21 protein-coding genes and 1 pseudogene are annotated in these 25,099 nt (G+C 63.0%); 10 read left to right on the top strand and 12 right to left on the bottom strand.

Annotation, left to right across the window (positions count from 1 at the left end; all coding sequences use genetic code 11):
* Position 1 precedes the first annotated feature (1 nt).
* The 4 genes from SLW75_RS08160 to SLW75_RS08145 form a co-directional block, all read right to left on the bottom strand.
* On the bottom strand, positions 2 to 1,006 hold the full coding sequence (locus SLW75_RS08160; protein ID WP_410934121.1) for an ABC transporter substrate-binding protein: 1,005 nt from the start codon (positions 1,004 to 1,006) through the stop codon (positions 2 to 4).
* Entirely contained in the window at positions 990 to 2,021 is a 1,032-nt protein-coding gene (locus SLW75_RS08155) for a substrate-binding domain-containing protein (RefSeq protein ID WP_410934120.1), read from the bottom strand. Before SLW75_RS08155 ends, SLW75_RS08160 begins: the two co-directional genes overlap by 17 nt.
* Before the next feature lie 280 nt (positions 2,022 to 2,301).
* Positions 2,302 to 4,884, bottom strand: a complete 2,583-nt coding sequence (locus tag SLW75_RS08150) for a M10 family metallopeptidase C-terminal domain-containing protein (protein ID WP_410934119.1) — start codon at positions 4,882 to 4,884, stop codon at positions 2,302 to 2,304.
* 151 nt (positions 4,885 to 5,035) lie between these two features.
* Positions 5,036 to 5,782 (bottom strand): SDR family oxidoreductase, encoded by a 747-nt coding sequence (locus SLW75_RS08145; protein WP_410934118.1) that lies wholly within the window; start codon positions 5,780 to 5,782, stop codon positions 5,036 to 5,038.
* Between SLW75_RS08145 and SLW75_RS08140 the strand changes: the two are divergent.
* From SLW75_RS08140 to SLW75_RS08130, 3 genes and pseudogenes are all read left to right on the top strand, one after another.
* Positions 5,688 to 6,272: pseudogene (locus tag SLW75_RS08140) on the top strand (cupin domain-containing protein); the annotation flags it as partial. The gene SLW75_RS08145 and the pseudogene SLW75_RS08140 sit on opposite strands and share 95 nt — an antisense overlap.
* 94 nt (positions 6,273 to 6,366) lie before the next feature.
* The gene (locus SLW75_RS08135; RefSeq protein WP_410934117.1) at positions 6,367 to 6,786 is read left to right on the top strand and encodes a helix-turn-helix transcriptional regulator; all 420 of its coding nucleotides are present in this window, start codon (positions 6,367 to 6,369) and stop codon (positions 6,784 to 6,786) included.
* A 190-nt stretch (positions 6,787 to 6,976) separates the two neighbouring features.
* Positions 6,977 to 7,360 carry a DinB family protein gene (locus tag SLW75_RS08130; RefSeq protein ID WP_410934116.1) on the top strand — a complete coding sequence of 128 codons (384 nt, stop codon included), beginning with the start codon at positions 6,977 to 6,979 and terminating at the stop codon, positions 7,358 to 7,360.
* Positions 7,361 to 7,493: 133 nt separating this feature from the next.
* Here SLW75_RS08130 and SLW75_RS08125 read toward each other — a convergent pair whose 3' ends face one another.
* Complete coding sequence (locus SLW75_RS08125) at positions 7,494 to 7,808, bottom strand: RcnB family protein (protein WP_065988829.1); 315 nt, start codon at positions 7,806 to 7,808, stop codon at positions 7,494 to 7,496.
* 266 nt (positions 7,809 to 8,074) lie between these two features.
* Between SLW75_RS08125 and SLW75_RS08120 the strand changes: the two genes are divergently transcribed.
* Positions 8,075 to 8,632, top strand: a complete 558-nt coding sequence (locus SLW75_RS08120) for a GNAT family N-acetyltransferase (protein ID WP_065988828.1) — start codon at positions 8,075 to 8,077, stop codon at positions 8,630 to 8,632.
* Positions 8,633 to 8,734: 102 nt separating this feature from the next.
* Positions 8,735 to 9,913: an MFS transporter gene (locus SLW75_RS08115; RefSeq protein ID WP_192130298.1), complete on the top strand. Its 1,179-nt coding sequence runs from the start codon at positions 8,735 to 8,737 to the stop codon at positions 9,911 to 9,913.
* 8 nt (positions 9,914 to 9,921) lie between these two features.
* Here SLW75_RS08115 and SLW75_RS08110 read toward each other — a convergent pair whose 3' ends face one another.
* The gene (locus SLW75_RS08110; protein ID WP_410934377.1) at positions 9,922 to 10,332 is read right to left on the bottom strand and encodes a MerR family transcriptional regulator; all 411 of its coding nucleotides are present in this window, start codon (positions 10,330 to 10,332) and stop codon (positions 9,922 to 9,924) included.
* 68 nt (positions 10,333 to 10,400) lie between these two features.
* Here SLW75_RS08110 and SLW75_RS08105 point away from each other — a divergent pair, with 68 nt between their 5' ends.
* Complete coding sequence (locus tag SLW75_RS08105) at positions 10,401 to 10,856, top strand: hypothetical protein (protein ID WP_410934115.1); 456 nt, start codon at positions 10,401 to 10,403, stop codon at positions 10,854 to 10,856.
* Positions 10,857 to 10,908: 52 nt separating this feature from the next.
* Here SLW75_RS08105 and SLW75_RS08100 read toward each other — a convergent pair whose 3' ends face one another.
* On the bottom strand, positions 10,909 to 11,796 hold the full coding sequence (locus SLW75_RS08100) for a LysR family transcriptional regulator (RefSeq protein ID WP_410934114.1): 888 nt from the start codon (positions 11,794 to 11,796) through the stop codon (positions 10,909 to 10,911).
* Between the two features lie 103 nt (positions 11,797 to 11,899).
* On the opposite strand from SLW75_RS08100, the gene SLW75_RS08095 reads away from it, so the two are divergent.
* The 3 genes from SLW75_RS08095 to SLW75_RS08085 all read left to right on the top strand — a co-directional run bounded on the left by SLW75_RS08095 (position 11,900) and on the right by SLW75_RS08085 (position 13,782).
* Complete coding sequence (locus SLW75_RS08095) at positions 11,900 to 12,562, top strand: NADPH-dependent F420 reductase (protein ID WP_410934113.1); 663 nt, start codon at positions 11,900 to 11,902, stop codon at positions 12,560 to 12,562.
* 95 nt (positions 12,563 to 12,657) lie between these two features.
* Entirely contained in the window at positions 12,658 to 13,287 is a 630-nt protein-coding gene (locus SLW75_RS08090; RefSeq protein ID WP_410928882.1) for a LysE family translocator, read from the top strand.
* Between the two features lie 60 nt (positions 13,288 to 13,347).
* Positions 13,348 to 13,782, top strand: a complete 435-nt coding sequence (locus SLW75_RS08085) for a GNAT family acetyltransferase (protein ID WP_410934112.1) — start codon at positions 13,348 to 13,350, stop codon at positions 13,780 to 13,782.
* An 87-nt stretch (positions 13,783 to 13,869) separates the two neighbouring features.
* Here SLW75_RS08085 and SLW75_RS08080 read toward each other — a convergent pair whose 3' ends face one another.
* A complete protein-coding gene (locus SLW75_RS08080) occupies positions 13,870 to 14,211 on the bottom strand; it encodes a DUF305 domain-containing protein (protein WP_065988821.1) in 342 nt (113 codons plus the stop codon).
* Between the two features lie 452 nt (positions 14,212 to 14,663).
* On the opposite strand from SLW75_RS08080, the gene SLW75_RS08075 reads away from it, so the two are divergent.
* Positions 14,664 to 17,150: a PAS domain-containing protein gene (locus tag SLW75_RS08075; protein WP_410934376.1), complete on the top strand. Its 2,487-nt coding sequence runs from the start codon at positions 14,664 to 14,666 to the stop codon at positions 17,148 to 17,150.
* Between the two features lie 30 nt (positions 17,151 to 17,180).
* On the opposite strand, the gene SLW75_RS08070 is transcribed toward SLW75_RS08075, so the two are convergent.
* The 4 genes from SLW75_RS08070 to SLW75_RS08055 form a co-directional block, all read right to left on the bottom strand.
* Positions 17,181 to 22,406: a DUF4011 domain-containing protein gene (locus SLW75_RS08070; protein ID WP_410934111.1), complete on the bottom strand. Its 5,226-nt coding sequence runs from the start codon at positions 22,404 to 22,406 to the stop codon at positions 17,181 to 17,183.
* A gap of 179 nt (positions 22,407 to 22,585) precedes the next feature.
* Entirely contained in the window at positions 22,586 to 23,779 is a 1,194-nt protein-coding gene (locus tag SLW75_RS08065; RefSeq protein WP_410934110.1) for an ABC transporter substrate-binding protein, read from the bottom strand.
* A complete protein-coding gene (locus tag SLW75_RS08060; protein ID WP_410934109.1) occupies positions 23,776 to 24,780 on the bottom strand; it encodes a CobW family GTP-binding protein in 1,005 nt (334 codons plus the stop codon). The genes SLW75_RS08065 and SLW75_RS08060 overlap by 4 nt, the downstream gene beginning before the upstream one ends.
* Entirely contained in the window at positions 24,777 to 25,076 is a 300-nt protein-coding gene (locus SLW75_RS08055; RefSeq protein ID WP_065989066.1) for a hypothetical protein, read from the bottom strand. The genes SLW75_RS08060 and SLW75_RS08055 overlap by 4 nt, the downstream gene beginning before the upstream one ends.
* Positions 25,077 to 25,099 lie beyond the last annotated feature (23 nt).

Here is a 25,099-nt window from a genome sequence, read left to right as displayed (position 1 = left end):
CTTACTTGACCTCGCTCAGGTAACGCGCCGAAAAGGCTTCCTGCACGTCGGCCATGTGCTGGTAATCCACCACACCGGCGCGGGCGTAATCGCTGTCAGGCAGGAATTGCGCGGCCACGTCGGCTGGCATTTTCATGGCGCGAACCGGGCGCAGATAGGCCTTGGCCCACAGCGCCTGGCCCTGCTCGGAGAGCACGAAATCCAGCACCTTCTCGGCGTTGGCCTGATGGGGGGCATTGGCGACCAGGCTCATCACGTAGGGCACGCTGATGCTGCCTTCCTTGGGGATGACGAAGGCGACATTGGCCTTGTCCTTGTAGCGGGCGCGGTAGGCGTTGAAATCGTAGTCCACCAGGATCGGCAGCTCGCCTGAAAGCACTCGCGCATAAGCGGTTTGCTTGGGCACGATCGGCGCGTTCTTCGCCAGTTTCTGGAAATAGTCGATGGCCGGCGCGAAGTTATCCAGGGTGCCGCCCATGGCCTGGTTGATCGCCACAGCGGAGACATAGCCAACGAAGGCGCTGGACGGATCGAGGTAACCGACCATGCCTTTGTATTCGGGTTTGAGCAGATCAGCCCAACTCTGCGGGACCGGCAAGCCGCCCAGTGCATCGACGTTGACCATGATGCCGAGGGTGCCGGAGTGGATCGCGAACCAGTGGCCTTCCGGGTCTTTCAGGCCTTCGGGAATCTGCTCCCAGCCTTTGGGTTTGTAGGTGCCGACGACGCCAGCCTTCTGCGCCTGCAAACCGAATGTCACGCCGTAATACACGACGTCCGCCACCGGCGCGGCTTTCTCGGCCACCAATTGCGCCAGGGACTGGCCGGAGTTCTTGTTGTCCAGCGGCACTTGCACGCCGGTGCTGTCAGCGATCGCCTTGAGCTGGGTGCCCCAATCCGCCCACTCTGGCGGGCAGTTGTAGCAAATCGCGGTTTCGGCAGCCTGGGCCAGGCTGGCCACGCCACACAGCAGCAGTGCCGCCAGGGTTTTACTGAAGCGGATCATGGAGCGTCTCCTCGTAGGGCTGATTGTAGGGTTGAGTACTTTCGCCAGGCCGGATGTGGCACGGCAGGCAATGGGAAGTCGGGGCGGCGCCGGCGATCTGCGCCAGCAATTGATCGATGACGGTGGTCGCCAGCGCGGCGATGGGCTGGACCACGCTGCACAGGGTCGGGTGCATCTGGGTGCCGATGTCGATGCCGTCGAAACCGATGATCGACAGTTGCTGAGGAACCGCCCATCCGTGGCGGCGCAGTTCGGCGATCAGGCTGATCGCCAGCAAATCGTTGGAGCAGACCAGCGCAGTCAGCGCTTGGGGGCCGCTCAATAACGGCGCGAGCGCGCTGAAGTCGGCCTGGGTGTGGCTGGGCATTTCGATGATGGGCATGGCGGCCAGGCCGTGTTCAGCCATTGCGTCGCAGTAGCCGGCGTAGCGCTGCCGCGCCCGGTCGGACTGCAGCGTCGGCCCCGCGACCATGCCGATGCGTCGATGACCGGCCGCCAGCAGATAGCGCGTGGCCAGGGCCATGCCTGCACGGTTGTCCACCGAGACGGCGCTGTATTTGCTGCTGCCGGGCTGGTGATAGGCGAGAACAAAGGGCGTGTCTTCGGTGCTGAGGCTTTGCAGGACGCGGTTGCTGTGGGCGTCGGTGACCGTCAGCACCAGGCCGTCGACCCGTTGGCGCAGCAGCTCTTCAACCACCGCGCTTTCCCGCTCGGCGCTGTAGTCGGTGGTCGCCAGCAGCAGGTTGTAGCCCCGCAACCGCGCGGCGCGCTCCATGGCTTGAAACTGTTCGGCGAACACCGGGTTGAGCAGGCTCGGCACGACGACGCCAATGAGCTGGGTGGTTTGAAGGCGCAACTGACGACCGAGCAGATTGGGCCGAAAACCCAGTTCTCGCGCGGCGGCGAATACCTGGTCACGGGTTGTCGGGCGTACCACTTCGGGGGAGGCGAAACAGCGGGCGGCGGTCGCTCTGGAAACCCCGGCCACCCGTGCGACGTCTTTCAGGTCACTCATGATCACTCGCTTGAGATCGATCTCATTGGCGAGGACATTACGGTGTCAATGTGGCAGTTCAGGGGCGAGGATGTGACAGATTGGAGTCATTGGGTGAGGCAGGACTGACTGCCAGGCGGAAGTCGGACTGGCTCAACCCACTGTAGGACCGGCTTTGGCCGGGAAGGCGTCAGGTGTCACACCGCAAATGTGAGGGTGTGCGGACTGACTGCTTCCCGGCTAATGCCGGTCCTGCAATGAGATCGCGTGCAGCCTGAGAGACCGCATGCATTGAAGGCGATCAGGCGTCGGACAGCACCACATGGTCCATCGGCGCCGCCACGCCCACCACCTTGATCTCAGCCGCATTAACGGCGGCGCTGAAGGCAAAGTCCTCGGCCTTCAGACTGTGGCTGTAATCCCCCGCCAGGGTGACCTGGAATTTCTGGCCGGCGCTGTCCGCTTCGTTGCTGCGCACGTAGGTGCGGTCGCTGTTGGCGTTGTAACTGACCTGCAGAGTGTCGTGACGCCCGTCGCCCAGGCCGGTAAAGCCAAGCGCCGAAACATCCAGCGTGTCGTGGCCAGTGGTGAAATCAGTGATCAGGTCCGCCGCCCCGATGTAGCTGTCGCTGATGTGATCAAAGCGGAAGGTGTCCTCGCCCGATCCGCCGGTGAGCTTGTCGCTGCCGGCACCGCCAACCAATAAATCATCGCCGACGCTGCCGGCCAGCACGTCGTCGCCCGCCAGGCCAAACAAGGTGTCGTTGCCCCAGTCGCCATACAGCGTATCGGCGCCTGCCGTGCCGGTGGCGTTCACCGAGGTCAGCGGCTGGGACGAATCGGTGCGCGTGTCATCGGGGTTGGCGAACAGCACGTTGCTGGCGGTCAGGTCATAGAGGTGATTGCCGCTGAGCAGGATTTCGAAGCGGTTGCCGTCGGCGTCCGGCTCCAGCGACTTCAATGCCGTTTGATCGCCGGCGAGGTTCAGCACCACTTTCAGCGTGCCGTCGTAGCCGTTGCCCAGGCCCTTGTAATTCAAGGCGGTGAGATCCAGGCGATCATGGCCGTTGCTGTTGAAATCCGTGATCAGGTCGCGTTGCGCGTAGCTGCCGCTGGCATCGTTGCGCAGGCTGTCGCTGACGCGGGTGTAGACGAAGGTATCTGCGCCTGCGCCACCGGTCAGCGTGTCGCCGCCGCTGCCGCCGATCAGACGATCCGCGCCGCCGTCACCGGACAACGTATCGCGCCCTGCACCGCCGAGCAGCACGTCGTCGGCAGCGGTACCCAGCAGCTTGTCGTCATTGGCCGTACCGGTGATCGACGAAAAGAAGTTCGCCGCGCTCAGGGAGCTCAGGTGGTTGCCGTCCAGTGCCAGTTGAAAACGGTTGCCGGCGGCATCGGCGTCCAGGCTGGCGAGGTAGGTGATGTTGGTGCCAGCGTTATAGGTCGTTTTCAGCGTGCCGTCGTGACCATTGCCCAGGCCGGACAATCCCAGCAGGGTCAGGTCGAGACGGTCGCTGGTGTCGTTGAAATCGGTGATGCGATCGGTGAATGACGTGGTGGCCGTGCGGTAACTGTCGCTGACCGAGGTAAAGCGAAACACGTCGCTGCCCGTTCCGCCGCTGAGGCGGTCCGCGCCTGCACCGCCCTGAATGACATCATCACCGGCGCCGCCATCGATGCGATCGCGCCCTGCCCCGCCACTGATGAGTTCGTCCGAGCGGCTGCCGATCAGCGTGTCAGCGCCCGCACTGCCGCGCACGATCAGCACATCGCTGTTGTTGTAGACCTGGCTTGCGTTGCCCGCCGCGCTGATGTCGCCGGCTTGAGTGCCGTTGATGACGTTGCCGAAGATCACGCTGCCTTCGACGCTCGCCACGTCCGACGGCACCTCGGCCACGCCCCAGGTCGATCCAGCGCCGCCGGTGATCAGGTTGTCGTAGACGAAATTCTGCGTGCCGTTATCGCTGCCCAGGCTGCGGATGGCCACTTCCGGCACGTCATTGCCTTGCGCATTGGTGTGGATGACGTTGTTAGACACCTCGATGTGGGTCGTGCCTTGCAGATTGACACCCGAGCCGCCGTTGCCGTGGATATCGAGGCGATACACGCCGCCGTATTCGATGCCGCGCATGTGCACGCCATCGCCGCCGTTGCCGGAGACGTCGCCACCGATGACGCTGAAAAAGCCGGTGTCGACGCCACTTTCTTCATGGACGTAAATCCCGTCGCCAGCGTTGCCGGACGCCTGGTTGTCGGTCAGCGAAACCGCTACGCCGCCCAGGCCGACATTGATGCCGTTGGCGCCGTTATCCAGCGCGCGGTTGTCCTGAAAGGTCAGTGCGGGCAGCGAACCTCCCACTGCAAACCCGTCGGAGGCGTTGTCGGTGGCCGTGCTGTTGCGCACTGTCAGATGCACCGACGCGCCGGTCAGGTCGAAGCCACTGCCGCTGAAGTTCGTCGCGGTGACGCCGTCGATCAGCAGGTTGGTACTGTTGGCCCCCGACTGGGACCAGCCACTGACCTGCCCACCGCCGTTGGCCTGATTGCCATCCAGCGTAAGATTGCTGACGGTGGCGTCTCGCACGGTGCTGCCTGCCACCACGCCCAGCAGAGACGTGGTGTTCGAACCGGTGCCATCGGCCAACTGGAGCACGCTGTCACCGGCACCCTCACCGGTGAGGGTGACGTTGCTTTTCAGCGCGAGCGCGTTGCCCGAACCGTCGCTGTCCGACACCCGCCAGGTGCCGCCAGGAATGTAAACCTTGCCCCCACCCGCGGCGCTTGCGGCATCAATTGCCTTCTGGATGGCGACGGTATCGTCAGTAGTGGCATCGCCCTTGGCGCCATAATTGCGGATATCAAAAGTGGGGGTGATGCTCATGCGCTGCTCCTGCCTGGAAAACTGACGACCTGTGAGCCGGTTGTCGCAACCGGCTCGGGGAACAGCTTGGACCGGTGGAGTTCCTGATTGTTAGTTCCCTTGAAGGGGCTTTCGTCGGATGGGCAGCACGATCCGCGATAACAGCGGCTCGTCAGTCTGCCTCCCCCATCAAGGCGACCGCATCCGCGCCCGCCGCGATGCGCATCGGCGAACCAGGGTCGTTCGCCGCCCCCCAGATGGCTTCGGCGACATCCTGGGCCTCGGTCACCAGTGTCGATTGCGACCACTCGCTAAACACGCGTTGAGCCAGATCGGCATACGCGTCCGGAATGCTGCCCTGCATGCGGGGCTGTGCGTTTTTGCCGAAGTCGGTCCCCGGTGCGCGCCCCGGCAGTACCAGGTTGACGCGAATGTTGAACGGCTCAAGTTCCAGCGCCAGGGATTCGGTGAACGCATTTACCGCCGCCTTGCTCGCCGTGTAGATGCTGAGCAATGGCAGTGATTTGATCGTCACGCTGGAGTTGACGTTGATGACGACCCCGGCGCTGCACTGGCGGAACTGCGGCAGTACGGCCTGAGTCATCGCCATGGTGCCGAAGGTGTTGGTGTCGAAGATGCTGCGGATCTTCTGCATCGAGCAGCCTTCGAGGGCGCCCAGCAGTCCGATGCCGGCGTTGTTGACCAGAACATCAATCGGCCCGGCAACGTCGATCGCGTTCTGGATGCTGTCTGGGTCGGTGACGTCCACCGCGAGCACGCGCAGATGTTCGGACGTTTTGAAAAGCGCTGCATCCGGCGTGCGCATGGTCGCGATAACTTTCCAGTTTCGGTCGATAAAATATTGGGCGGTAGTCAGGCCGAAGCCCGAAGAGCAGCCGGTGATCAGAATGGTTTTCATGGTGTGTATCCATCGCGTGATTGACAGTGACGCAACGATAAGCTGTGGTAACCGGACTGAATATCATCGCCCATCCGCTATTCTTTTGCAGGAGTCCGGAATGCTCGATCCGCTCGCTGAAGTGGTCACCCTGCTGCAACCCAGCGCTTCACTGTCCAAAATCGTCAACGGCGCCGGCGCCTGGCGGGTGCAGCGCTCCGTACACGGCCAGCCTTTTTACTGCGCGATTTTACAAGGGGAGTCGAGGCTTTCGGTGGCCGGGCAGTTGCCGATGACCCTGCAGGCAGGCGACTTTGTGCTGATCCCGGCGGCTTACGATTTCGAGATGATGAGCCTTCAGCCCGTTCTGGAGGGTGACGCTGAACGGGTTCCCGTCGAGGTCCGTCCACGGGACATTCGTGTCGGCCCGCCCGATGTGCCCGTCGACGTTCAGTTGTTGGTAGGTCACTGCACCTTCGGATCGCCGGACGCTGCTTTATTGGTCTCGCTGCTCCCGCAACTGATCCACGTGCGCGGCGAGCCCCGACTGGCGACGCTGGTTGGCTTGGTGACCGGGAACCCGGGCTCAGCGGCCAGCAAGGGACGTGATCCTCGCCCATTTGCTGGAAGTGCTGTTTATAGAGGCGCTGCGTTGCACCGCCACCGAAGCGGCGCCACCCGGATTATTACGCGGACTGGGCGACGAACGCCTCGCGGTGGCATTGCGGCAAATGCACGGGCATCCGGGCCGCCCGTGGACCGTGGAACAACTGGCGAGGGAAGCCGCCCTGTCGCGTTCGACGTTCTTCGAGCGTTTTCAGAACGCATTGGGTATGCCACCCATGGCGTATCTGTTGGCGTGGAGAATGGCGCTGGCAAAAAAGCTGCTGCGTGAGCGCGTGGAGGACATTGCCGGGATTGCACAGCGCGTGGGTTACGGCTCGGTGAGCGCGTTCAGCGTGGCATTCAACCGCTACACCGGGCGCGCGCCGGGTCGGTACTCGCGGGAAGGAGACGGTGGGTGACTGACCGCCCGCACATTCAATACGATTTGTCGTTCCAGCCATCTACACGGGGCCCTCGGATGAACAGCTATCTGGCGCAGGCACACAATAATCAATGGTCTAACCGGCGCTTGCTCTCGGCATGCCTTGGCTTAAGCGACGAAGAATACCTGGCGCCGCGAACAGGTTTTTTCCCTCGATCGAGCTGACATTGCGGCACATTCTTGATGTCGATCAGTTTTACCTGGCGGCACTGACGTTTGATCTGAAGGGCCAACGACAGAACCTGCCCGAGAATCTGTCGATTCAGCAACTGGTCCAGCTCCAATCCGGGGCCGACGCCCGACTTGTCACCTATTGCGAAGGCTTGAGTGAGGACGTCTTGAGCAGTCGAGCGCGCGTGGTGCGGGCAGCAGGCATTATTCCTGAACGGGTGGATCGCTTGCTGCTGCACTTATTCCAGCATCAGATTCACCACCGTGGACAGGTTCACGCCATGCTGTCCGGTACCCGCATATCACCGCCACAACTGGATGAATTTTATCTGGATGGGGATTTGCCCTTGAGGGCCGCCGACAGGCCTCTTCCCGGCTAAAGCCGGTCCTACCAGACCACACACATCTAGTCAGGCTAGCGGTGAGCCCACTGTAGGACCGGCTTTAGCCGGGAAGGCGTCAGACGTCACGCCTTCATTCGTTGACTGAGAAATGGGGTCTCAACCAACGGCGTTACTTGTGCCCCTTGGCCTTCGGCACCATCTGTTTGATCGTCCCGGTAGGGATGTCAATCAACGCGTATTTGTCCTTGATTTCCACCCACTGCTGGTTCTTGTCCGGTGCAGTCAGGTGGCGTGCGCGCCAGTCTTTAACGGCGAGGCTCGGACGTTGGTACTGGTCAGGGGCGTTATCGCCTTCCTTGATTTCCTTGACCCCTGCGCCCGGCCGATCCATCGTCACGCTTGGCTGTTCGGCAGCGTACGAAAAGCTGCTGACGGCGCATACGGCGGTGAACAGCAGATGAGGGAGGTATTTCTTTCCGAGCATGATCAGATCCTCTGGCAGACGAGTGCCATTTAATGAATAAAGGGTGACGGTGCATCCGTCATGCTCAGACCGGGACTGATTCGGAGGAGTTCGATCGGATCAGGTGCCATACGCTCCCATCGACTTTCGTGTGCTTGCCAGCGGAGCAACAGCCGAGACCAGAAGCTGGCGATCAACAATGTCCGGGAGCCAGTGGCAGGACGCTTGTTCTCTGCCCAATGAATAGGGCATCAATGTCGCTGCACTGTTTGCAGGGAGAAACCCACATGGACAGCCCCACGCTCCACACGGCTCGACTGATACTCGCCCCGCTGCTGTTGACAGATGCGCCCGCGATTCAACAGGTGTTTCCCCAGTGGGACGTGGTCCGGTATCTGGACAGCCATGTGCCATGGCCCTATCCCGAAGACGGCGCACTGACCTACATCCGCGACGTCGCGCTTCCTGCTGCGGCAGAGGGAAGCGAATGGCACTGGACGATACGCCTGATCGGCGAACCGGCGCGGGTGATCGGCTGCATCAGCCTGCACGATCAGCTCAAAAACCACAGGGGTTTCTGGCTCGCGCCGCAGTGGCGCGGCCAGGGCTATATCCAGGAGGCGTGCGAGGTGGTCAACGCCTTCTGGTTCGAAACGCTGCAGCGGCCAGTGATGCAGGTGCCCAAAGCGGCGGGCAATGATGCCTCGCGAAGGATTTCTCAGCGCGAAGGCATGCGACTGATCGAGCGCCGGGACGGCCATTTCGTCTCGGGTCCGATGGTTCAAGAACTCTGGGAATTGACCCGCGAGGAATGGCTGGCGATGCAAGCGCGGGCCTCGGGATGATGCAACCGCCACTGTTTTCCCGGGACAGTGACTTGATTGCCTGTTGACCTGCCCCGTCTCAATCCCTAGGGTAGCCGGCCTTCTTTACCCCTCGGGAAACCCATGTCCAGCCGCAGCAAGCTCCCCTCCACCGTCTACCTTCTGGGCCTGACGATTTTCTCGCTGGTGACGGCCGAGTTCATGGTCGCCGGCATGATGCCGGCACTGGCCGACGCGTTCTCGGTCAGTCTCGCCCAGGTCGGCAACCTGATCGCCTTTTACGCCTTGGGCATGGCGATCGGCGGCCCGCTTGTGACCGTCCTGCTGCTGTCAAAAGGCGTCAGCAACAAACGCTCTTTGATCGCGCTGCTCGTCTGTTATGTGGTCGCCGGCGCAGTCGCAGCGGCCGCGCAAAGTTATCTGGTGCTCGCTGCTGCTCGCGTGGTCATGGGCATCTCCAGTGCCGTCTGCATCGGTTTGTGCATGACGGTGTGCGCAGGCCTCGTGACGCCGGAACGTCGCGGTCGGGCGGTGTCGGTGGTCCTTGCCGGGCTGATGCTGTCCCCGGTCGTAGGCGTGCCGCTGACTACATGGGTCGAGCAACACTTTGGCTGGCGTGCGAGCGCCTGGCTGGTGGTGGTGCTGGCGATGCTGTGCACGGTGCTGGCGAGCAAGCGCCTGCCGGCGAGCGCCAACGGCAGCGAACCGCCACTGCGCCAACAAGTCGCCGACATGAAGAACCCGCCCCTCTGGGCGGCGTACGTCACCAGCGGGTTGATCATCGGCGCTACGTTTGCCGCCTTCAGCTATTGCACGCCCATTTTGATTCAGGAAGTCGGCGTCGCGCCGAAATTCGTCGCACCGCTGCTGGCGCTGTACGGCGTCGCGAACGTGCTGGGCAACTGGGTGGTGGGCCGGCTGGCGGACCGCTACATGATGGCGATCGTCGGCTGGGGCTTGGCAATCATGGTGCTGGCGTTATCGGGCTTCGCCCTGGCTGGGGATCATCTGTGGCTCAACCTGATGTGCTTCCTTGCCCTCGGACTGACCGGTGTGGCACTGAATCCTGCGATGGTGGCGCGCGTCATGAAAGCGGCCGAGCCCGGTGCGTTGGTGAACATCATGCACACCTCGGTCATCACCGCCGGACTGGCGTTCGGTAGCTGGGCGGGCGGTGTGACGATCGACGCAGGCCTGGGTTTGCGCTCGCCGCTCTGGGTCGGTGCGGCCATGGCCCTGGCAGGATTGCTGAGCCTGGTGCGGCCGATAGCGATGCGTCGCAGCCAGGCGCTGTGCGACTGAAAGCGGCGTTACGGACGGCCGGGCATTGCCAGGTGATGCGCCCTTCCGGGCGAGTCAGCGGCGCCATTGCCCAACAGCGGACAGACCTGCCCGGCCCGCTCGGCCAACAGATTGCGCAGCGCGTGCATCTGCCCGATGCGCTCGTCCAGCAACGCGATTTTCTCGCTGAATAATCGAGCGAGCAGGTCGCTGGAGACCTGCTCGCTGTTCCACAGCAACGGCAGGTTTTCGCCGATCTCCTTCAGCGAAAACCCCAGCTGCTGCGCCAGCTTGATGTACCCCACCAGCTGCAGGGTCTCCTGCGGATAATGCCGATAGCCATTGGCACTGCGCCGGGGCTTGATCAGGCCTTTCTCCTCATAAAACCGCAACGCGTCCACAGACACGCCAGCGTGCAGTGCCACTTCACCTATTTTCATCACGTTCAATGCTCACGTTGACTCTGGACCTAAGACCAGGCTTTAGCCTGCGGGCTCAACTCTGAGGGATGATCATGATCAACGCAAAGACCAACAGGCACCTTGTCAGAGGCAGCGCCGTTTACGACTTGATTATGACGGCAGGCTTCATGACGCCCTGGACTGCAACATGGGTGTTCAGCGCCTTTGCCGCGCTTTCGGCCGCTCTGGCACTGGAGCGGCCCGTGCCTGTGCTGGACGTCAGCGGGATGCTGTTCGCCAACCTGCTTGGCAGCGTGGTGGTGGTCTGGTCGTTGTGGCGCCTCGCGCAACCGAGCCGTCGCGTCGGGTTATACGACGCACTGGCAAGGGCGCTGTTTGCGGCGTGGCAGCTTTATGCAGTCGCTCAGGGAGCGAGTTTTCTGATTCTCGGGTTTACGGTTTTCGAGGTGCTGTTTGTTGTTGCACAGGTCTGGCCGGTCTGGCATTCAGGACAAGCCAGCCAGAGGGAGAAACAGGTGCCAGCGTCGTCCGGGGGGCACTAAACGGAATAGCTGCGTCCTCGAACCAAGCGCGGCGCCCACCTGCACGAAGCGCTCAACCGAACCGCAGCAGCGCCGCATCAATAAACCGGCGCAGCTTGGCCGTTCGCTGCCGGCTGCCGGTGTACAGCATATGCAGGGGCCGGCTCGGCGCCTCATAGTCAGGCAATACTCGCACCAGCTCGCCACTGCGCAAGGCAGGCTCCAGGAATATCAGCGGGCCGAGCACGATGCCGAAGCCGTCCAGCGCGGCCGAGAGCAGCGCGCGGCTCTCGTTGACCCTCAATCGACTGGCCACCTGAACCCGCGCCACCGTCGAACCCTTGCAGAACACCCATTCGCGGTCAGTCGGCTGCGACCACCAGGCGTAGCCCAGGCACTCATGCTGGCTCAGGTCCTGCGGACGTTGCGGCACACCGCGTTCTGCCAGATAGCCAGGCGCCGCGCAGGCGACCAGTTGATACGGCGCCAACGGCCGGGCGGTCAGGCTGGACACCTCCACCGGGCCGATCCTGAATGCGAGGTCAAACCCCTCCTCCACCAGATCAACGAAGCGATCGGTCAACTGCAGATCGATTTCAATCTCGGGGTGCAGCCGCAGGAATGTCGTGACGAAGGGCATGAGTCGAGAGGAGCCGAAGGTGATGGGCGCGCTGATTTTCAGCTTGCCGCGCGGGGTGTCGTTCATCATTTCCCCAAGGGAATCCGCCGCTCTCGCTTCACTGAGAATGTGTTTGCAACGCTCCAGATACGCCTGGCCCAGTTCGGTCAGGCTCTGGCGCCGCGTGGTGCGGTTCAGCAACCGCGCGCCGAGCCGATGCTCTAGCGCAGCGACGTGTTTGGCGACCATCTGCGGCGACAGCCCCATTCGCTCGGCCGCTTTGGCGTAAGACCCGCACTCCGCTGCCGTGACGAAGGCTTCCATGCTGCTGAGACGGTCCATGATTCAACACTCCTGGTAGCGAGACTAAGCGGCTGATGATTATTTATCTGCCGCTGGTTCGCAATCATCATGGCCGCTTCCAGCACATCATCGGAGTTATCACATGCGCATCGGCATCATCGGGGCAGGCTTCATCGGGCGCGCAGTGGCGCAGTTGTTCATCGCGGCTGGCCATGAAGTCATGATCAGCAATTCGCGCGGGCCTGAAACCCTGGAAAATGTGGCCACCGAGATCCCGCAGGCTCAAATTGGCACCATCCAAGATGCAACACGCTTTGGCGATGTTGTTCTCGTGGCGATTCCCTTCAAGCACTACCCAACCCTGCCCGCCGAATGGCTTGCGGGTAAAACGGTGCTGGATGCCAACAACTACTATTCCGACCAGGATGGCCCTATCCCGGCGCTGGACAGGTTCGAAACCACCACCAGCCGGCTGCTCGCCGAGCATCTGCCTCGCGCCCATGTGGTGAAGGTGTTCAACGCGATCCTGGCCGATGACCTCACCCGCGATGCTCGCCCAAATACGGTGTACGACCGACGCGCCTTGCCGGTGGCCGCCGATGACCCTGCTGCGAAAGCGCTGGCCATACAGCTGCTGGACGAGGTGGGATTTGACGCGGTCGACGCCGGCAACCTTGACGACAGCTGGCGATTCGAACGGGCCAAACCCGCTTACTGCATTCCGTTACGCAAGGAGGCGCTGAAGGCCGCGCTGGCCAAGGCTGAAAGGCGCATTGAATTACCCCATGGGTCGTGGCGCCACTGAATGACGTCATCCCGCAAAGCCCTCCAGAGAAGCGCCACCGTCCGGTAACATGCGTGCCTGCACTAGCCGTTTACATGACCTCGGGAAGGGACGTGATGATTGATCTCTCGGTATTACTGCTTTTCGCTGGCGCCTGCTTGGCGCTCACGCTGACACCGGGCCCGGACATGCTGTTGATTGCATCGCGGAGCATGAGCCAGGGCAGAGCATCAGGTTTCGTTTCACTGGCGGGCATTCAGGTGGGCACCTATTGTCACGCGCTGGCTGCCGCACTCGGGCTGTCGCAATTGTTGATCAATGTGCCCGCCGCTTACGACGCGGTGCGGTTCGCGGGGGCTGCCTATCTGGTTTTTCTCGCCTGGAAAGCGTTCAGCGCCCCGTCGCCGCTGCATGCTGATGCCGACCTTGCGCCCACGCCGCTTCTGAGTATTTTCCGGCAGGGATTGGTGACCAATCTGCTCAACCCGAAAATGGCACTGTTCGTCTTGGCGTTATTTCCGCAGTTCGTTGATCCAACGAAAGCCTCGCTGGTCGTGCAGATGCTGATATTCGCCACGGTTTTGAATGTCATCGGTTTACTGGTGAACGGCGCAGTCATCCTCCTGGCCAGTCGGATCGGGCACAAGCTGGCGACCAATGTCCGTATCGCCAAGCGGCTGAATCAGGTGCTGGGTGCGGTTTTTTTGGGGCTGGCCTGTCGGCTGGCACTGGTCTCGGGACGATAAGTCGCGAGTGCCAGCGCAGAAAATCCCTTCGCCCACTACCGCTGAATAAGGAGCCTGACCATGGTTGCCATTACCAACTACTCCGACGCGCTGCATCGCCAGGCCGTGATCGAACTCTGGAACGCTGTATTAGGCTACGAAACCGCCCATAACACGCCCGGCCTCGCCATCGACAAAAAGCTGGCGGTTGCGGACGGTCTGTTCTTTGTCGCCCTGACGGACAATGAGGTGGTGGGTACTGTTCTGGCCGGGTACGACGGGCACCGTGGATGGCTGTATGCGGTGGCGGTTCACCCCTCACATCGCAGAAAAGGCGTGGGCGTGCAGTTGGTTCGTCATGCCGAGCACGCCCTGACATTGCGGGGGTGCATGAAAATCAACCTGCAGATCGTCAGCACCAATGCCAGCGTCCAGGCGTTCTATGAGTCTGTGGGCTACTCAACCGAACCGCGCATCAGCATGGGCAAGAAAATCGACTCGAACATCACAAATTGATGCGCACGCAGCAGCGCCTGCGTTGCCCTGCCACGCCGCATGGGCGGACATCAGCGCCCCTGATCAGGGGCGCAGGGTTTTGCCGCTTTACTTGGCCGGATGCGCTTTCAGCCAGGCCTTCATCTGCGCAATTTCCGCCGCCTGCGCCGCCACAATCTTGCGGGCCAGTTCCAGCATCTCCGGATCCTTGCCGTATTTGAGCTCGATCTTCGCCATCTCCACTGCGCCTTCGTGGTGAGGCAGCATGCCCGCCGCGAAGGCAACGTCAGGGTCGTCGCTCATCATCCCGTGATGCATGTCGTCTTTCATGGCGCCCATCGATTGCTGGTAGGCCTCATGCATCTGTTTGACGTCCTCCGCCTGATCGGCCCTGACGGCGGTTACGGCAAGCAGAGCAATCACGCTGACAACGGCGGCAATCTTTTTCATGACGAAGCATCCTGGATGAGGGTTGAGACGAAGCGGTCACGCTAGACCTTTCCACTGCGGCAAGGTCAAGGGCATTGAGCAGCCCATCGCCGCAGGCTCGATCAACACCGCCAAAACCAACGGAACAGACGCCCCGTCGGGTCTGGCAAATCAACCCTGTGGCTGGAACCTTTGGCTTTCTGCGCGAGTCCTTTCTGAAGCCGAATTGCATTCTGCCAGCATGCAGCGTAAAACGCTGGCCGCCGATACTGCTGGATCAACCGGCTGATGCAGTCCCGGAGGGACGATGGCGCCCCCCGGTCTCAGGTCATAACGTTACGTTTACAGGTGGACACTTGAAGCATTTGACCCGGGAAGCCCTTGAGGCTGAAGTCATGCAGTTGCGTTCGGCATTGAAGAAAAGTGAAGCCCTCAGGCTGGAAAGCCTGTGCACCGGCATTCGACAGAATGCGATGGCGGGCTCGATCGACACTGCGGTTGAGCCCGCAGTCGACGGCGTGGCCGAGCAAGCGATCGAAGAGGCTCAGACCCGCTACCGCCTCGCGGTAAAGGCCACCAACGATGCCATCTGGGACTGGGACCTGAAAGACAACCACGTCCTGTGGAACGACGCCCTGGAACGGGTCTACGGGCATCCGCTCGCCACCATCGCCATGACCGGCGACTGGTGGATGGCACAGATTCACGCCGATGACAGGCAGCGCATCGTCACCTCGATCCACGACGTGATAGACGGCAGGCTGACAGGCTGGAGCGAAGAGTACCGGTTTCGAAGGGTGGACGGCACGTACGCCCAGGTCCTCGACCGCGGGCACGTCATCCGGGATGCTCAAGGTCAGGCGGTGCGCATGATCGGCGCAATGCTCGACCTCACGCCCATCCGCGACACCGAAGCGGCCCTGCGTCAGAGCGAGGAGCGGTTCAGGACCATTCTGGAAACCATCGAGGCCGCCTTCGCCATCGTCCAGGTCAAGTTCGACGCCAACGAAACCCCTGTCGATTACCGCTTTGTCGAGGCCAATCCGGCTTTTGAACGCGAGGCTGGGGTCAACCTGCGCGGGAAGTGGGTCACGGAGTTTGCGCCCGACCTCGAGCAGTTCTGGTTCGACACCTACGGACGTGTGGCAAAGACGCGCGTGCCGGCCACCTTCGAAAGCTATGCCAAAGCCTTTCAGCGCTGGTTTGACGTGCGCGCCGTGCCTGTGGGCGATCCCGCCGAATGTCAGATCGCGATCATCTTCAATGACGTGACGGGGCGGCGGGATGCCGAGGAACGTTTGCGCCAGAGCGAAGCCATCGCCCGCGCCAACGTCGAGCGCGTGCAGCTGGCGCTTGAGGCCGGGGCGATTTTCGGCACGTGGCACTGGGACCTGCCCAGCGACAGTTTCACCGTGGACGAAGCCTTCGCCCGGGCCTTTGGACTCGACCCGATGCTGGGCCACGAAGGGCTCAGCCTGGAACAAGTGGTGGAAACTGTGCACCCGGAAGACCGGGCCGGACTGATGGCGGCGATCAACGAAGCCATTAGCCGCGGCGGCGCCTACGCCCATCAATACCGGGTGCGTCGGGCGGACGGCAAATACTACTGGATCGAGGCCAACGGGCGCGTCAACTTCAGCGAGGACGGCGTCCCCCTCAGTTTTCCGGGTGTCTTGATCGATGTGGAAGAGCGGCGTTCGGTGGAAGCCCAGCGCGACCTGGCGATCGCCGCCCTGCGCACCCTCAACGACACCCTTGAACAGCGCGTGGCTGAACGCACCGCAGCCTTGATGCAGGCCGAAGAGAAACTTCGCCAGTCGCAGAAAATGGAAGCAGTGGGTCAACTCACGGGCGGGCTTGCCCATGACTTCAACAACTTGCTCGCGGGCATCTCCGGCTCGCTGGAATTGTTGAGCGCACGGTTTGCCCAGGGTCGTCTGACGGATGTCGACCGGTACCTCACGACGGCGCAAGGCGCCACCAAGCGGGCTGCCGCCCTGACCCACCGACTGCTGGCGTTCTCCCGCCGGCAAACACTCGATCCCCGCCCTACCGAGATCAACAGCCTCGTCGAGGGCATGACCGAGCTGATTCAGCGCACCGTGGGCCCCAGCATCACCGTGCAGACCGTCGGCTCGCCGGACAGCTGCGTGGCCTTGGTCGACGCGAGCCAGCTGGAAAATGCGCTGCTGAATCTGTGCATCAACTCGCGGGATGCCATGCAGGACGGTGGCAGCATCACCATCGAAACCCGCTGGCAGGTCGTGGGCTCCGCCGAAGCCCTGCTGCTGGAGGTCTCCGAGGGCGAATACCTGACCCTCAGCGTCACAGACACCGGGACCGGCATGCCGGCCAACGTCGTGGCGAAAGCATTCGACCCTTTCTTCACCACCAAACCCATCGGCCAGGGCACGGGACTGGGCCTCTCGATGATTTACGGTTTCGCCAAGCAATCCGGGGGGCAGGTTCGCATCGCCTCTGTGGTAGGGCAAGGCACCACGCTGTGCATCTACCTGCCCCGCCACCACGGAAATCCCGGCGCCCATGAAGCGCACATCCCGAATGCCGCCACCCAGACGGCTGGCGTTGGCGAGACGATCCTGGTTGTGGACGATGAACCCACGGTGCGCATGCTGGTGACAGAGGTGCTGGGCGAGCTGGGCTATTCCGTCATGGAGGCGGCGGACAGTGCCAGCGGACTGACGCTGCTTCGCTCGGACGTGCGCGTCGACATGCTCGTCACCGATGTGGGTTTGCCCGGCGGGATGAACGGACGCCAGATGGCCGACGCCGCGCGCGAACTCCGTCCGGGACTCAAAACGCTGTTCATCACCGGCTACGCGGAAAGCGCGGCCATCGGCGCCAACCAGCTTGAGCCTGGCATGCATGTACTGACCAAGCCCTTCGCCATTGAAACACTGGCCGCTCGCGTGCGCGAACTGATGAACACGCCGATGTAACCCTCACTCCGCACGCGCCGATCAGGCCCCTTACACCGGGTCCTTGTCGGCCACCGCCGGCGCAGCGACGGCTTCATCAACCCGTTCGGCCGCGCTGTCCCGTCGTGATTGATCCAATAGATCGTTCAGCGCGACGTGCAGCTTTTGCAACGCCCCGTGTTTATCCACCCACCAGTCGGTGGACCACAGCCGCAGCAGGTTCCAGCCCAGCCCGGTGAGAATGGCTCCGCGCACTTTGTCCCGGTCCCGGGCAGTGGCCGCGCTGTGATAGGTGGCACCGTCGCACTCAACACCCGCCAGGTAGTCGCCCGGACGATCGGGGTGAACGATGCCCAGATCGATGCGGAAACGTGACACGCCGATCTGCGGCACGACCTGCCAGCCCAGACGCCGCAGCCCTTGGGCGACGGCCTCCTCGAACGGCGAGTCATAGCCGCCGACCGAGCCTTGTATCGCCTCGGCCAGCGCTTTCGGCCCACGTTGAGCGAACTCGATGAAGTGCTTCAAATCCCGCACGGCCCGCGCGTTGGTGCGATTAAGGTCGATCATCGACGGATCGAACGAGGTGAACACCAGCATCTCTCGCCGTGACCGGGTGATGGCGACGTTGAGCCGGCGCCAGCCGCCGTCTTTGTTGAGCGGCCCGAAGTTCATCGACATCACCGGCGCACCGGGTTCGGTAGGGCCATAACCAATGCCGAGCATGATCAGGTCCCGCTCGTCGCCCTGGACCGTTTCGAGGTTTTTGACCACCACCGGCTCGGTCTGGGTGTCCTGGAAGAACGGCTCGATCTGCGGGTATTGCTTGCGGGCCGCGTCCAGCAGGTCGTTGATCAGCTTCTGCTGATCGGAGTTGAGGGTGATGATGGCGATGGAATACCCCGCCGCCACAAACGCAGGGTCGGTGAGGCGCTTGACGGTTTCATCGACGATGGCCTGGGCTTCGGCCTGGTTGTAACGCCCCTTGCCTTTCGCGTAGACGCCCTCGACCTTGCGCCACTCGACCGCACTGGCGCGGGTTTCCGCGGCCGGGAAGGTGATCAGGTTGCTGTCGTAATAACGGTGATTGGAGAAGGCAATCAGGCTTTCATGGCGACTGCGGTAGTGCCAGCTCAGACTGTGACTCGGCACCCCTGCCCCCAGGCATTCGTCGAGGATGCTTTCCATGTCTTCGGCGGTGTCGTCGTCACCGGCGTTCGGGCCACGGTTGAAGAAGTTGGTGGGCGGCATCTGCCGGGGGTCACCGGCGATGATCACCTGCTTGCCCCGGGCAATCGAACCAATGGCGTCCCACGGCGCGATCTGCGACGCCTCGTCGAAGATCACCAGATCGAATGGCGGCTGATCGGCGGGCAGGAACTGCGCAATCGACAACGGGCTCATGAGCATGCAAGGGGCCAGACAATTCAGCGCATCGCCCATCTCGATCGCCAGCTGCCGGACCGGTTTGTGCCGGCGCGACTTCTGCAGCTCGTGTTTGAGAATGGCAAAGCCGCTGCTTTTGGGAATGTCGTTCTTGGACGGAATCAATCCGCAGAGTTTGGCGCGGATATAGCGCACGGTCAGTTTCGCCAGCTCGTCGTCCAGGCGCACGAAGGCGCTGATGTCACTCATGTGCTCGGCCGCGACGAAATTGCGCAGCAACGGTTCGCCGTCGATGCCCTGGGTGGCGAACCAATGGGCATAGGCCGTGACGAAGGTCTCCTCGGTGGTAGACGGCAACAGACTGCCGACTTCCAGTGTCTGGGCAAGATTGGCCAGGCCGGCCTCGGCCGCCTGTTCGCGCACCCGGCACCAGTCGCACCACGCCTTGAGCTGCTCTTCCTGCTGCTGGATGGCAAGTGACGTCGCCCGAAGTGTCGCCACGCTCAGGGACGTTTGAGTGCTTGTGCACGCCAGCGCGGCGAACAAACGCACGGCCGCCTCAACGCGGGACAACGCCTGCTGCAAGGTCGATACGGCGGTAGCGAGTTGGCCATTCGGCGCCAGCATGTCGTTCGCGTCGATTACCAGACGCGCCACGGCGCCGCGCAGGGCAACCAGGTGTTCGGGGGAGTCGGCCATCCCGATCAGCGTGCTGCGCAACCCCTCGGCCAGGGTCACGGCCTGCAGCGTGCGCACCGGGTCGCTCTTCAGCCCTTGCCAGCCAGGGATCGATTGCATGTCGCTGGCCAACGCGTCCATTTCCAGCAGCTGGGCGTGCAGGCGCTCAAAAATAGCGAGGTCGCCGACGGTGTCCGGCAGGCCCGCCGCGCCTCCGAGCGAGGCGAGTTTCTTCGCCACCTTTTTCTGGGCCAGCGTTCCCAGGAACCAGAACTTGCCCTCGGCTTCGTGCCACTCGCTGCGCAGTTGCGCGACCGGCACACGGCGGCACGCTTCATCGGCGTAATCCAGTGACAGGGTTTCTTCAAGCTCCCGATAGCTCTCGAGCAACTGGCAACTGCGCCGGGCCGCTTCGATGCGCGCGGCAGCGTCGGGTGCAAAGGCAAACGACAGGTTCAGGCCATGGGACTCAAGCATCAGGGCGACAAGATCATGCAGCTGCTGGACCTGAGCCACTTCAGCCACCAGCAACGGCACGTGGGTCAGTGCCAGCAGCCGCTCACTGGCGGCGTTCAATTCATCGAGCGACAGGGGCACTTCCCGTGCGGCACCGGCAATCTGTGCCTGCCAGGCGTTCGACCATTGGGTCTGCGCCAGGGCGCCAAACTTACCTGACAGGTCGCGGGCGGCACTTCCATTGAGTCCCAGGCGACGGGCGAGATCTAGCAACCCGGCGTACTCGGCCCCATCGTGTTCCGTGCCCGTTTCCCAGGCCAGCCTTGGCGTCTGCGGGCTGTGGTCGCGAACCACCCGGCCGATGGACTGGTGCAGGGTCAGGCCGTTATCCCAGCGTCGGTGCAGCACGTCGACCAGCTGATTGAGCCGTGAGCGCAGGGCCTGCAGCCGCGCGGCTTCACGCTCCCATTCCTCGGCGCTCAACGCTTCACTCACGTCCCAGGCGCGGTCCAGCTGCTTGAGCACTTCAACCTTCGACGCCTTGCTGGAATGCAGCTCCAGACAGAACTCGCCGAGGCCCTTTTCCGCCAGGCGCCTAAACACTACGTCAAGGGCCGCGCGTTTCTCCGCCACGAACAGCACCCGCCGGCCGAGGGCCAGGTTGTGGGCGATCATGTTGGCAATGGTCTGGGATTTACCGGTGCCGGGCGGACCGTCCATGACAAAGCTATGGGTGTTGGCCGATGCCACCACCGCTGCCACTTGCGACGAATCGGCCGGCAAGGGTGCGAACAGCTGCGCCGGCGTAACGGTCGCATCCAGACGCTCGGGCCGGGGGAATTCGGCCGAACCGGAAAAGCCTTCTCCCGCCGTGTCGGGGTCCAGCAGATGCTTGACCAGAGGGCTTTGCAGCAGCTGCGCCGCGTTGGCGTTCAGGTCTTTCCACATCAGGTATTTGGCGAACGAGAAGGTGCCCAGCACCAGTTCGGTGCTCACCTCGAATCCGGGGATATCGCGCACGGCCCGGCGCACGCTGTTCCAGACGCCGGCCACATCAATGCCGCTCCCGTCGCTGGGCAGCTCACCGTCCAGCCCGGGAATGATCAACTCGAAGTCGTGGCGCAGCAGCTCAAGCAAGGTCAGGTTGAAACGCGGCTCTTCGTCGAGCAGGCTCAGGGTGACGCCGGACAAGGCGCTTTTACGCTCGAGTTTGACCGGCAACAGAATCAGCGGCGCGGAATAGGTTTTCGGGTCGTCGGCGCTTTTCTTCCACTTCAGGAAGCCGATGGCCAGGAACAGCGTGTTGGCCCCGCCTTCCTCCAGATCGCTGCGGGCCTTGCGGAACAGGTCGATCAGCGTGGCTTCCAGCTTGACCTTCTCCAGACTGGCCAGGACTTCGCCGCGCGCCAGTGCCTGACGGGCCACTTCGTCGACCAGGCTCTCGTTGTTCTGCTGTTCATACAGGGCCTCATCGCGGCCGCCGCTTTTCAGGTCTGGGACGGCCACCACGCGGATGCGCTGACCGCTGGAGAGCAGGTCTTCGAGGGCCGCAGGGTCGGGGCACAGCAGACGCACGCCTTTGGCGCTGTCCGGCAAATGCAGCAGACGATTGCGCGTGGTCAGGTCGAGCAGTTTGCGTTGCCACAGCGTCAGTTTCCCGGCCGGGCCCGAGGCGTCTTCATTGATCTCGACATCGAACCCCGGCAGCGACGGCGCTTCCTCCAGCCCCTCAAACACAGGCGGTGCATCGTCGGCCCCATCGACCGGGACAGCTGACACCAGCGCCATCGGGCGAATCTTCTGCATCCGGGCGCGGTGCACATCCACGGCCATGATGAACTGCTCATCGTCGAGCTCCCGTTCGGCGGCAGCCACCGCACGGGAAAAACTCGGCGCCGGCGCCTGGGTCGCCAGGGTCGTCTCGAACACCAGCATTTCTTTCAAATCGAGACGCTTGCGCACGGCCGACGCTTCATCGGTCAGCAACTGGGAAAATTCCTGCGGCTGCAACCAGACACCGGCGAACGCGTGCCCCTTGGTCATGACCAGCAACGCATTCAACCCGGCCTGCTCCAGCGCGGCCGCGAACAACAGTGCGGTATCCAGGCACGTCGCCACGCCGTTTTCCAGCACCACACTCGGCGGTCGGATTTTCTGGCCCTGCTGCTCGAAACTGGCGGGCGGCAGCGCATAGCTCAGTTGGAAGCTGCACACCCCCGACCAGATGGCGGAAGCCAGCTCCCAGGTGCGGGTGCGGGATTTGCTTTCGTAGCCGTCGATGCCGTCTTTCTTGCCGGCACGGCGCAAGACCTGCGAGGCGGCTTTGAGCACCCGGTCCACTGCGGGGTCGTTGGGCATGCAGAACGCGGCGAGCAACTCCGGCATCGCGCTCAACCCGCCCCATTCGGTGCGGGCGAGCACTTCGGTGGGGAAGCGCTGCTCGACGAGCACCGTCTCGCCCTGGGACACGCGCATGATCACGTCGGCGTTCAGGCTTTCCGTCAGGCCGGACAGGTAACCGGCGTTCAGCTTGATGTCGCGATCAGAGACGCTGAGGCGATCACCGGGATGGATGCGGTCAATATTCCAGCTTCGGCTTTCAACGAAGTCCGGGTCAGTGCTTAAGGTCAGTACCAGGTTTTCAAGGGTGGTTTCTTCCTGGTTCCAGAGGCTCAATTCGCGCACGAGGGGAACGGCATTCTGGTGGGAGGCGAAGCCGATCTTGCGGGCGATCAGCGCTTCAATCTTGATGTTCATTCACGGGATCCTGAAGCTACGAGCGCAGGCCTCCTGTAGAGGCCGCCAAATGGCGCCTATAGTCCATGAGTAATCGATGGTTGTGAACGTGTTTATCGGCTAATCAGCCAGCCGGGCATTTTGCAGGGGCGCCAGCGCAGCGGTCCGCGACGCCCCGGCTTACGGCCCGCGCCAGGGCTTCACTGCCTGCGCGTGCCTTTGCTGCCGGCCCGGGAGATGTCCCCCCAGCGGCGCACCAGGTAGTTGTGTTCATCCATCACGGCATTCCACACCGCAATGTGGCCCATGCGCTGCTCGTAAGAGCCGCCATCGCGCACTTCGCCGATGTCGATCAGCGGCAAGCCGTCGCTGCCCATCAGCTGTTCCCGGGCGGGCAGCCCGGCGTACCAGTAATCCCACTCGGCCGCGCTCATGTGTTCGCGGCTGCGGGCCGGATTGCCGATGTAATAACCCTGGCGGGCCATGACCGCGCCGGGCCAGCCGGACAGCCACCAGTTCAGATACGCATAGGCCGCGTCGAGTACCGCGCCCTTGGCATGGCGCGACAGGGACAACCCGCCGAACCAGCCGCGATAGCCCTCACGCGGGACGGCGACCCGGTATTTCACGCCGGCGCGATGCAAGCGCACCAGGGTCGGCGACCACAGGCTCTGGATATCGATGGTCGGGTGCAACATCAGCTCCGCCGCTTCTTCATCGTCAGACCAGAACGCGCCGAACATGCCCTGCCCCTGCTTGCGCACGAGGATGTCGGCCAGCACGTCGATCTCTTCGATGCTCAGGTTGCCGATGTCACTGAACTGCGCCAGCCCGGCGCCTTGCACCGCCAGTGCAGCGTCCAGCGCGCCAATGGCCGCGTCGCTTTGCAGCGCCACCCGCCCGCACCACGCCGGATCAACCAGCCAGCCCCAGCTCTCGTCCGCCGAACTGAAACCGGCGGGAAGGCGCTCGGGGCGATAGGCGAAACTGTCGGCGTTGTGGGTCAGTGGCAACATGCTGATCCGCTCACTTACCGCGCTGCCGAGGCTGCCGTCGTGCTGCACGAACAGGCGCTCGCTGGGCACGCTGCCGCTGCCGAGCCGGTCACTGGCCGACAGCCTGCCGCGCTTGGGCAAGTCATTGATCTCGTGCCACAAAGCGACACGGCGCGTATCGATGGGCTGGATGGCGCGGGCGGGCCAGACGAAATCCACGTTGTGGAACCACTGGTCATAGAGGTCGTAGCTGTCGGGCTGCATGACCGCGATGCGCTGGGCGGTCTGCACGTCATGCACCTGATACACCAGCTTGATGCCCAGGTCCTCTTCGGCGCGAACCCGCAGGGATTCAAGCAGCGTCACCGAAGTGCCCAGGACCCGCAGCGTCACCGTCATGCCAGCGCTTCCCGGGGCGCCGGCGCCAGGCGTTCGGTGAACACCTCGAACGAGCGGCGCAGCAACGCGGTGTCCAGCCCGCGCACGATAAACACCAGTCGCGAACGATGGTCATCGCCAGGCCATGCAGGGAGATGCACCGGCGCATGCAGGCAATGCTGCACACCATGAATGACGACGGGGGCATGGCTGTTTTTCACGTTAAGCAGTCCTTTGACGCGCAGGATTCGTTCGCCGTGGCATCTTAGCAGCATGGACAGCCAGACCCCGAAAGCGACCCAGTCCAACGGACGTTCGAAAGTCAGGCAGCAGACCTGCGCTTCGCCGTGGCGGGCGGGCGTCGAGCGCAAGGCCTTCAGGTGCCAGCGCGCGACTTCCTGCGCGGGATCACTGCTGTGCAGCCCGTCACCGAGCAGCAGCTGATCGCCGCTCTGAATGGCATCCGTGGTCAGCACCGGCGCGGGGTTGATCGACTGCAAACGCCGCTGCAGCGATCGCAGCGCATCGTCATCGGCGAGGTCGGTCTTGCTGATCAGCAGTCGGTCGGCGGCGGCGATTTGGGCCATCCATTCCGGGTGCAGGCGCTCCTGCAGCGCGGCATGGCTGGCATCGACTACGGTCACCACCAGACCGATGTGCACCCGCCCGCGCAGGTGCGGGTCATTGTTGATGGTGGCGAGAATGGGCGCGGGATCGGCCAGGCCCGTGGTTTCAAGCAGGATGCGTCGGAACGCGGGCACTTCACCTTTTGCCCGGCGCTGGAGCAAGCCGGTCAGGGCATCGCGCAATTCGCCGCGAATGGAGCAACAGACGCAGCCGCTGGGCAGCAGGACCGTGTCCGGCGCGACCTCTTCCACCAGCAGGTGATCGATGCCGACATCGCCGAATTCATTGATCAGCAGCGCCGTGTCGCCGAGGGTTTCGCCCTGCAGCAGGCGCTTGAGCAAGGTAGTCTTGCCGCTGCCGAGAAAACCGGTGATGACGTTCAGCGCGATACTCATGGGTGCTGCTCCAGGTGGTCCAGCAGTCGCTCATCGAGGGGGTCCAGCGGGCGGCCGATCAACTGCTCGGCCCGTTGCCACAGTTGGTCGAGACCGCTGGCCAGTTCCTGCTTGCCGGTGGCGCCGAGCAGCAGGTAGGAGACGCCCTGAAAGTCCTCGACCTTCAGACGAAACGGCGCCACCACCTTGTTGATCGCGGCGATCCGGCGCAGGCGTTCGCGGCGACGGGGCAATTCGTCGCCCAGGGGGTCGCTCCAGTGCACGTCTTCGCCCAGCAAGCCGCAGAGTCCACACATGGTTAGTTGCTCCTGCTTTATTT

The organism is Pseudomonas sp. W5-01 (genome assembly GCF_046540435.1).
Taxonomy (GTDB): Bacteria; Pseudomonadota; Gammaproteobacteria; order Pseudomonadales; family Pseudomonadaceae; genus Aquipseudomonas; species Aquipseudomonas graminis_B.
Note: the sequence above shows the minus strand (reverse complement) of the source record. Positions and strands in the feature narration are given on the sequence as shown.

What these genes read in the sequence shown, in the direction of transcription:
- SLW75_RS08160 (WP_410934121.1), bottom strand. Translation starts at nt 1,006, where the DNA reads ATGATCCGCTTCAGTAAAACCCTGGCGGCACTGCTGCTGTGTGGCGTG.
- SLW75_RS08155 (WP_410934120.1), bottom strand. Translation starts at nt 2,021, where the DNA reads ATGAGTGACCTGAAAGACGTCGCACGGGTGGCCGGGGTTTCCAGAGCG.
- SLW75_RS08150 (WP_410934119.1), bottom strand. Translation starts at nt 4,884, where the DNA reads ATGAGCATCACCCCCACTTTTGATATCCGCAATTATGGCGCCAAGGGC.
- SLW75_RS08145 (WP_410934118.1), bottom strand. Translation starts at nt 5,782, where the DNA reads ATGAAAACCATTCTGATCACCGGCTGCTCTTCGGGCTTCGGCCTGACT.
- SLW75_RS08125 (WP_065988829.1), bottom strand. Translation starts at nt 7,808, where the DNA reads ATGCTCGGAAAGAAATACCTCCCTCATCTGCTGTTCACCGCCGTATGC.
- SLW75_RS08120 (WP_065988828.1), top strand. Translation starts at nt 8,075, where the DNA reads ATGGACAGCCCCACGCTCCACACGGCTCGACTGATACTCGCCCCGCTG.
- SLW75_RS08115 (WP_192130298.1), top strand. Translation starts at nt 8,735, where the DNA reads ATGTCCAGCCGCAGCAAGCTCCCCTCCACCGTCTACCTTCTGGGCCTG.
- SLW75_RS08110 (WP_410934377.1), bottom strand. Translation starts at nt 10,332, where the DNA reads ATGAAAATAGGTGAAGTGGCACTGCACGCTGGCGTGTCTGTGGACGCG.
- SLW75_RS08105 (WP_410934115.1), top strand. Translation starts at nt 10,401, where the DNA reads ATGATCATGATCAACGCAAAGACCAACAGGCACCTTGTCAGAGGCAGC.
- SLW75_RS08100 (WP_410934114.1), bottom strand. Translation starts at nt 11,796, where the DNA reads ATGGACCGTCTCAGCAGCATGGAAGCCTTCGTCACGGCAGCGGAGTGC.
- SLW75_RS08095 (WP_410934113.1), top strand. Translation starts at nt 11,900, where the DNA reads ATGCGCATCGGCATCATCGGGGCAGGCTTCATCGGGCGCGCAGTGGCG.
- SLW75_RS08090 (WP_410928882.1), top strand. Translation starts at nt 12,658, where the DNA reads ATGATTGATCTCTCGGTATTACTGCTTTTCGCTGGCGCCTGCTTGGCG.
- SLW75_RS08085 (WP_410934112.1), top strand. Translation starts at nt 13,348, where the DNA reads ATGGTTGCCATTACCAACTACTCCGACGCGCTGCATCGCCAGGCCGTG.
- SLW75_RS08080 (WP_065988821.1), bottom strand. Translation starts at nt 14,211, where the DNA reads ATGAAAAAGATTGCCGCCGTTGTCAGCGTGATTGCTCTGCTTGCCGTA.
- SLW75_RS08075 (WP_410934376.1), top strand. Translation starts at nt 14,664, where the DNA reads ATGGCGGGCTCGATCGACACTGCGGTTGAGCCCGCAGTCGACGGCGTG.
- SLW75_RS08070 (WP_410934111.1), bottom strand. Translation starts at nt 22,406, where the DNA reads ATGAACATCAAGATTGAAGCGCTGATCGCCCGCAAGATCGGCTTCGCC.
- SLW75_RS08065 (WP_410934110.1), bottom strand. Translation starts at nt 23,779, where the DNA reads ATGACGGTGACGCTGCGGGTCCTGGGCACTTCGGTGACGCTGCTTGAA.
- SLW75_RS08060 (WP_410934109.1), bottom strand. Translation starts at nt 24,780, where the DNA reads ATGAGTATCGCGCTGAACGTCATCACCGGTTTTCTCGGCAGCGGCAAG.
- SLW75_RS08055 (WP_065989066.1), bottom strand. Translation starts at nt 25,076, where the DNA reads ATGTGTGGACTCTGCGGCTTGCTGGGCGAAGACGTGCACTGGAGCGAC.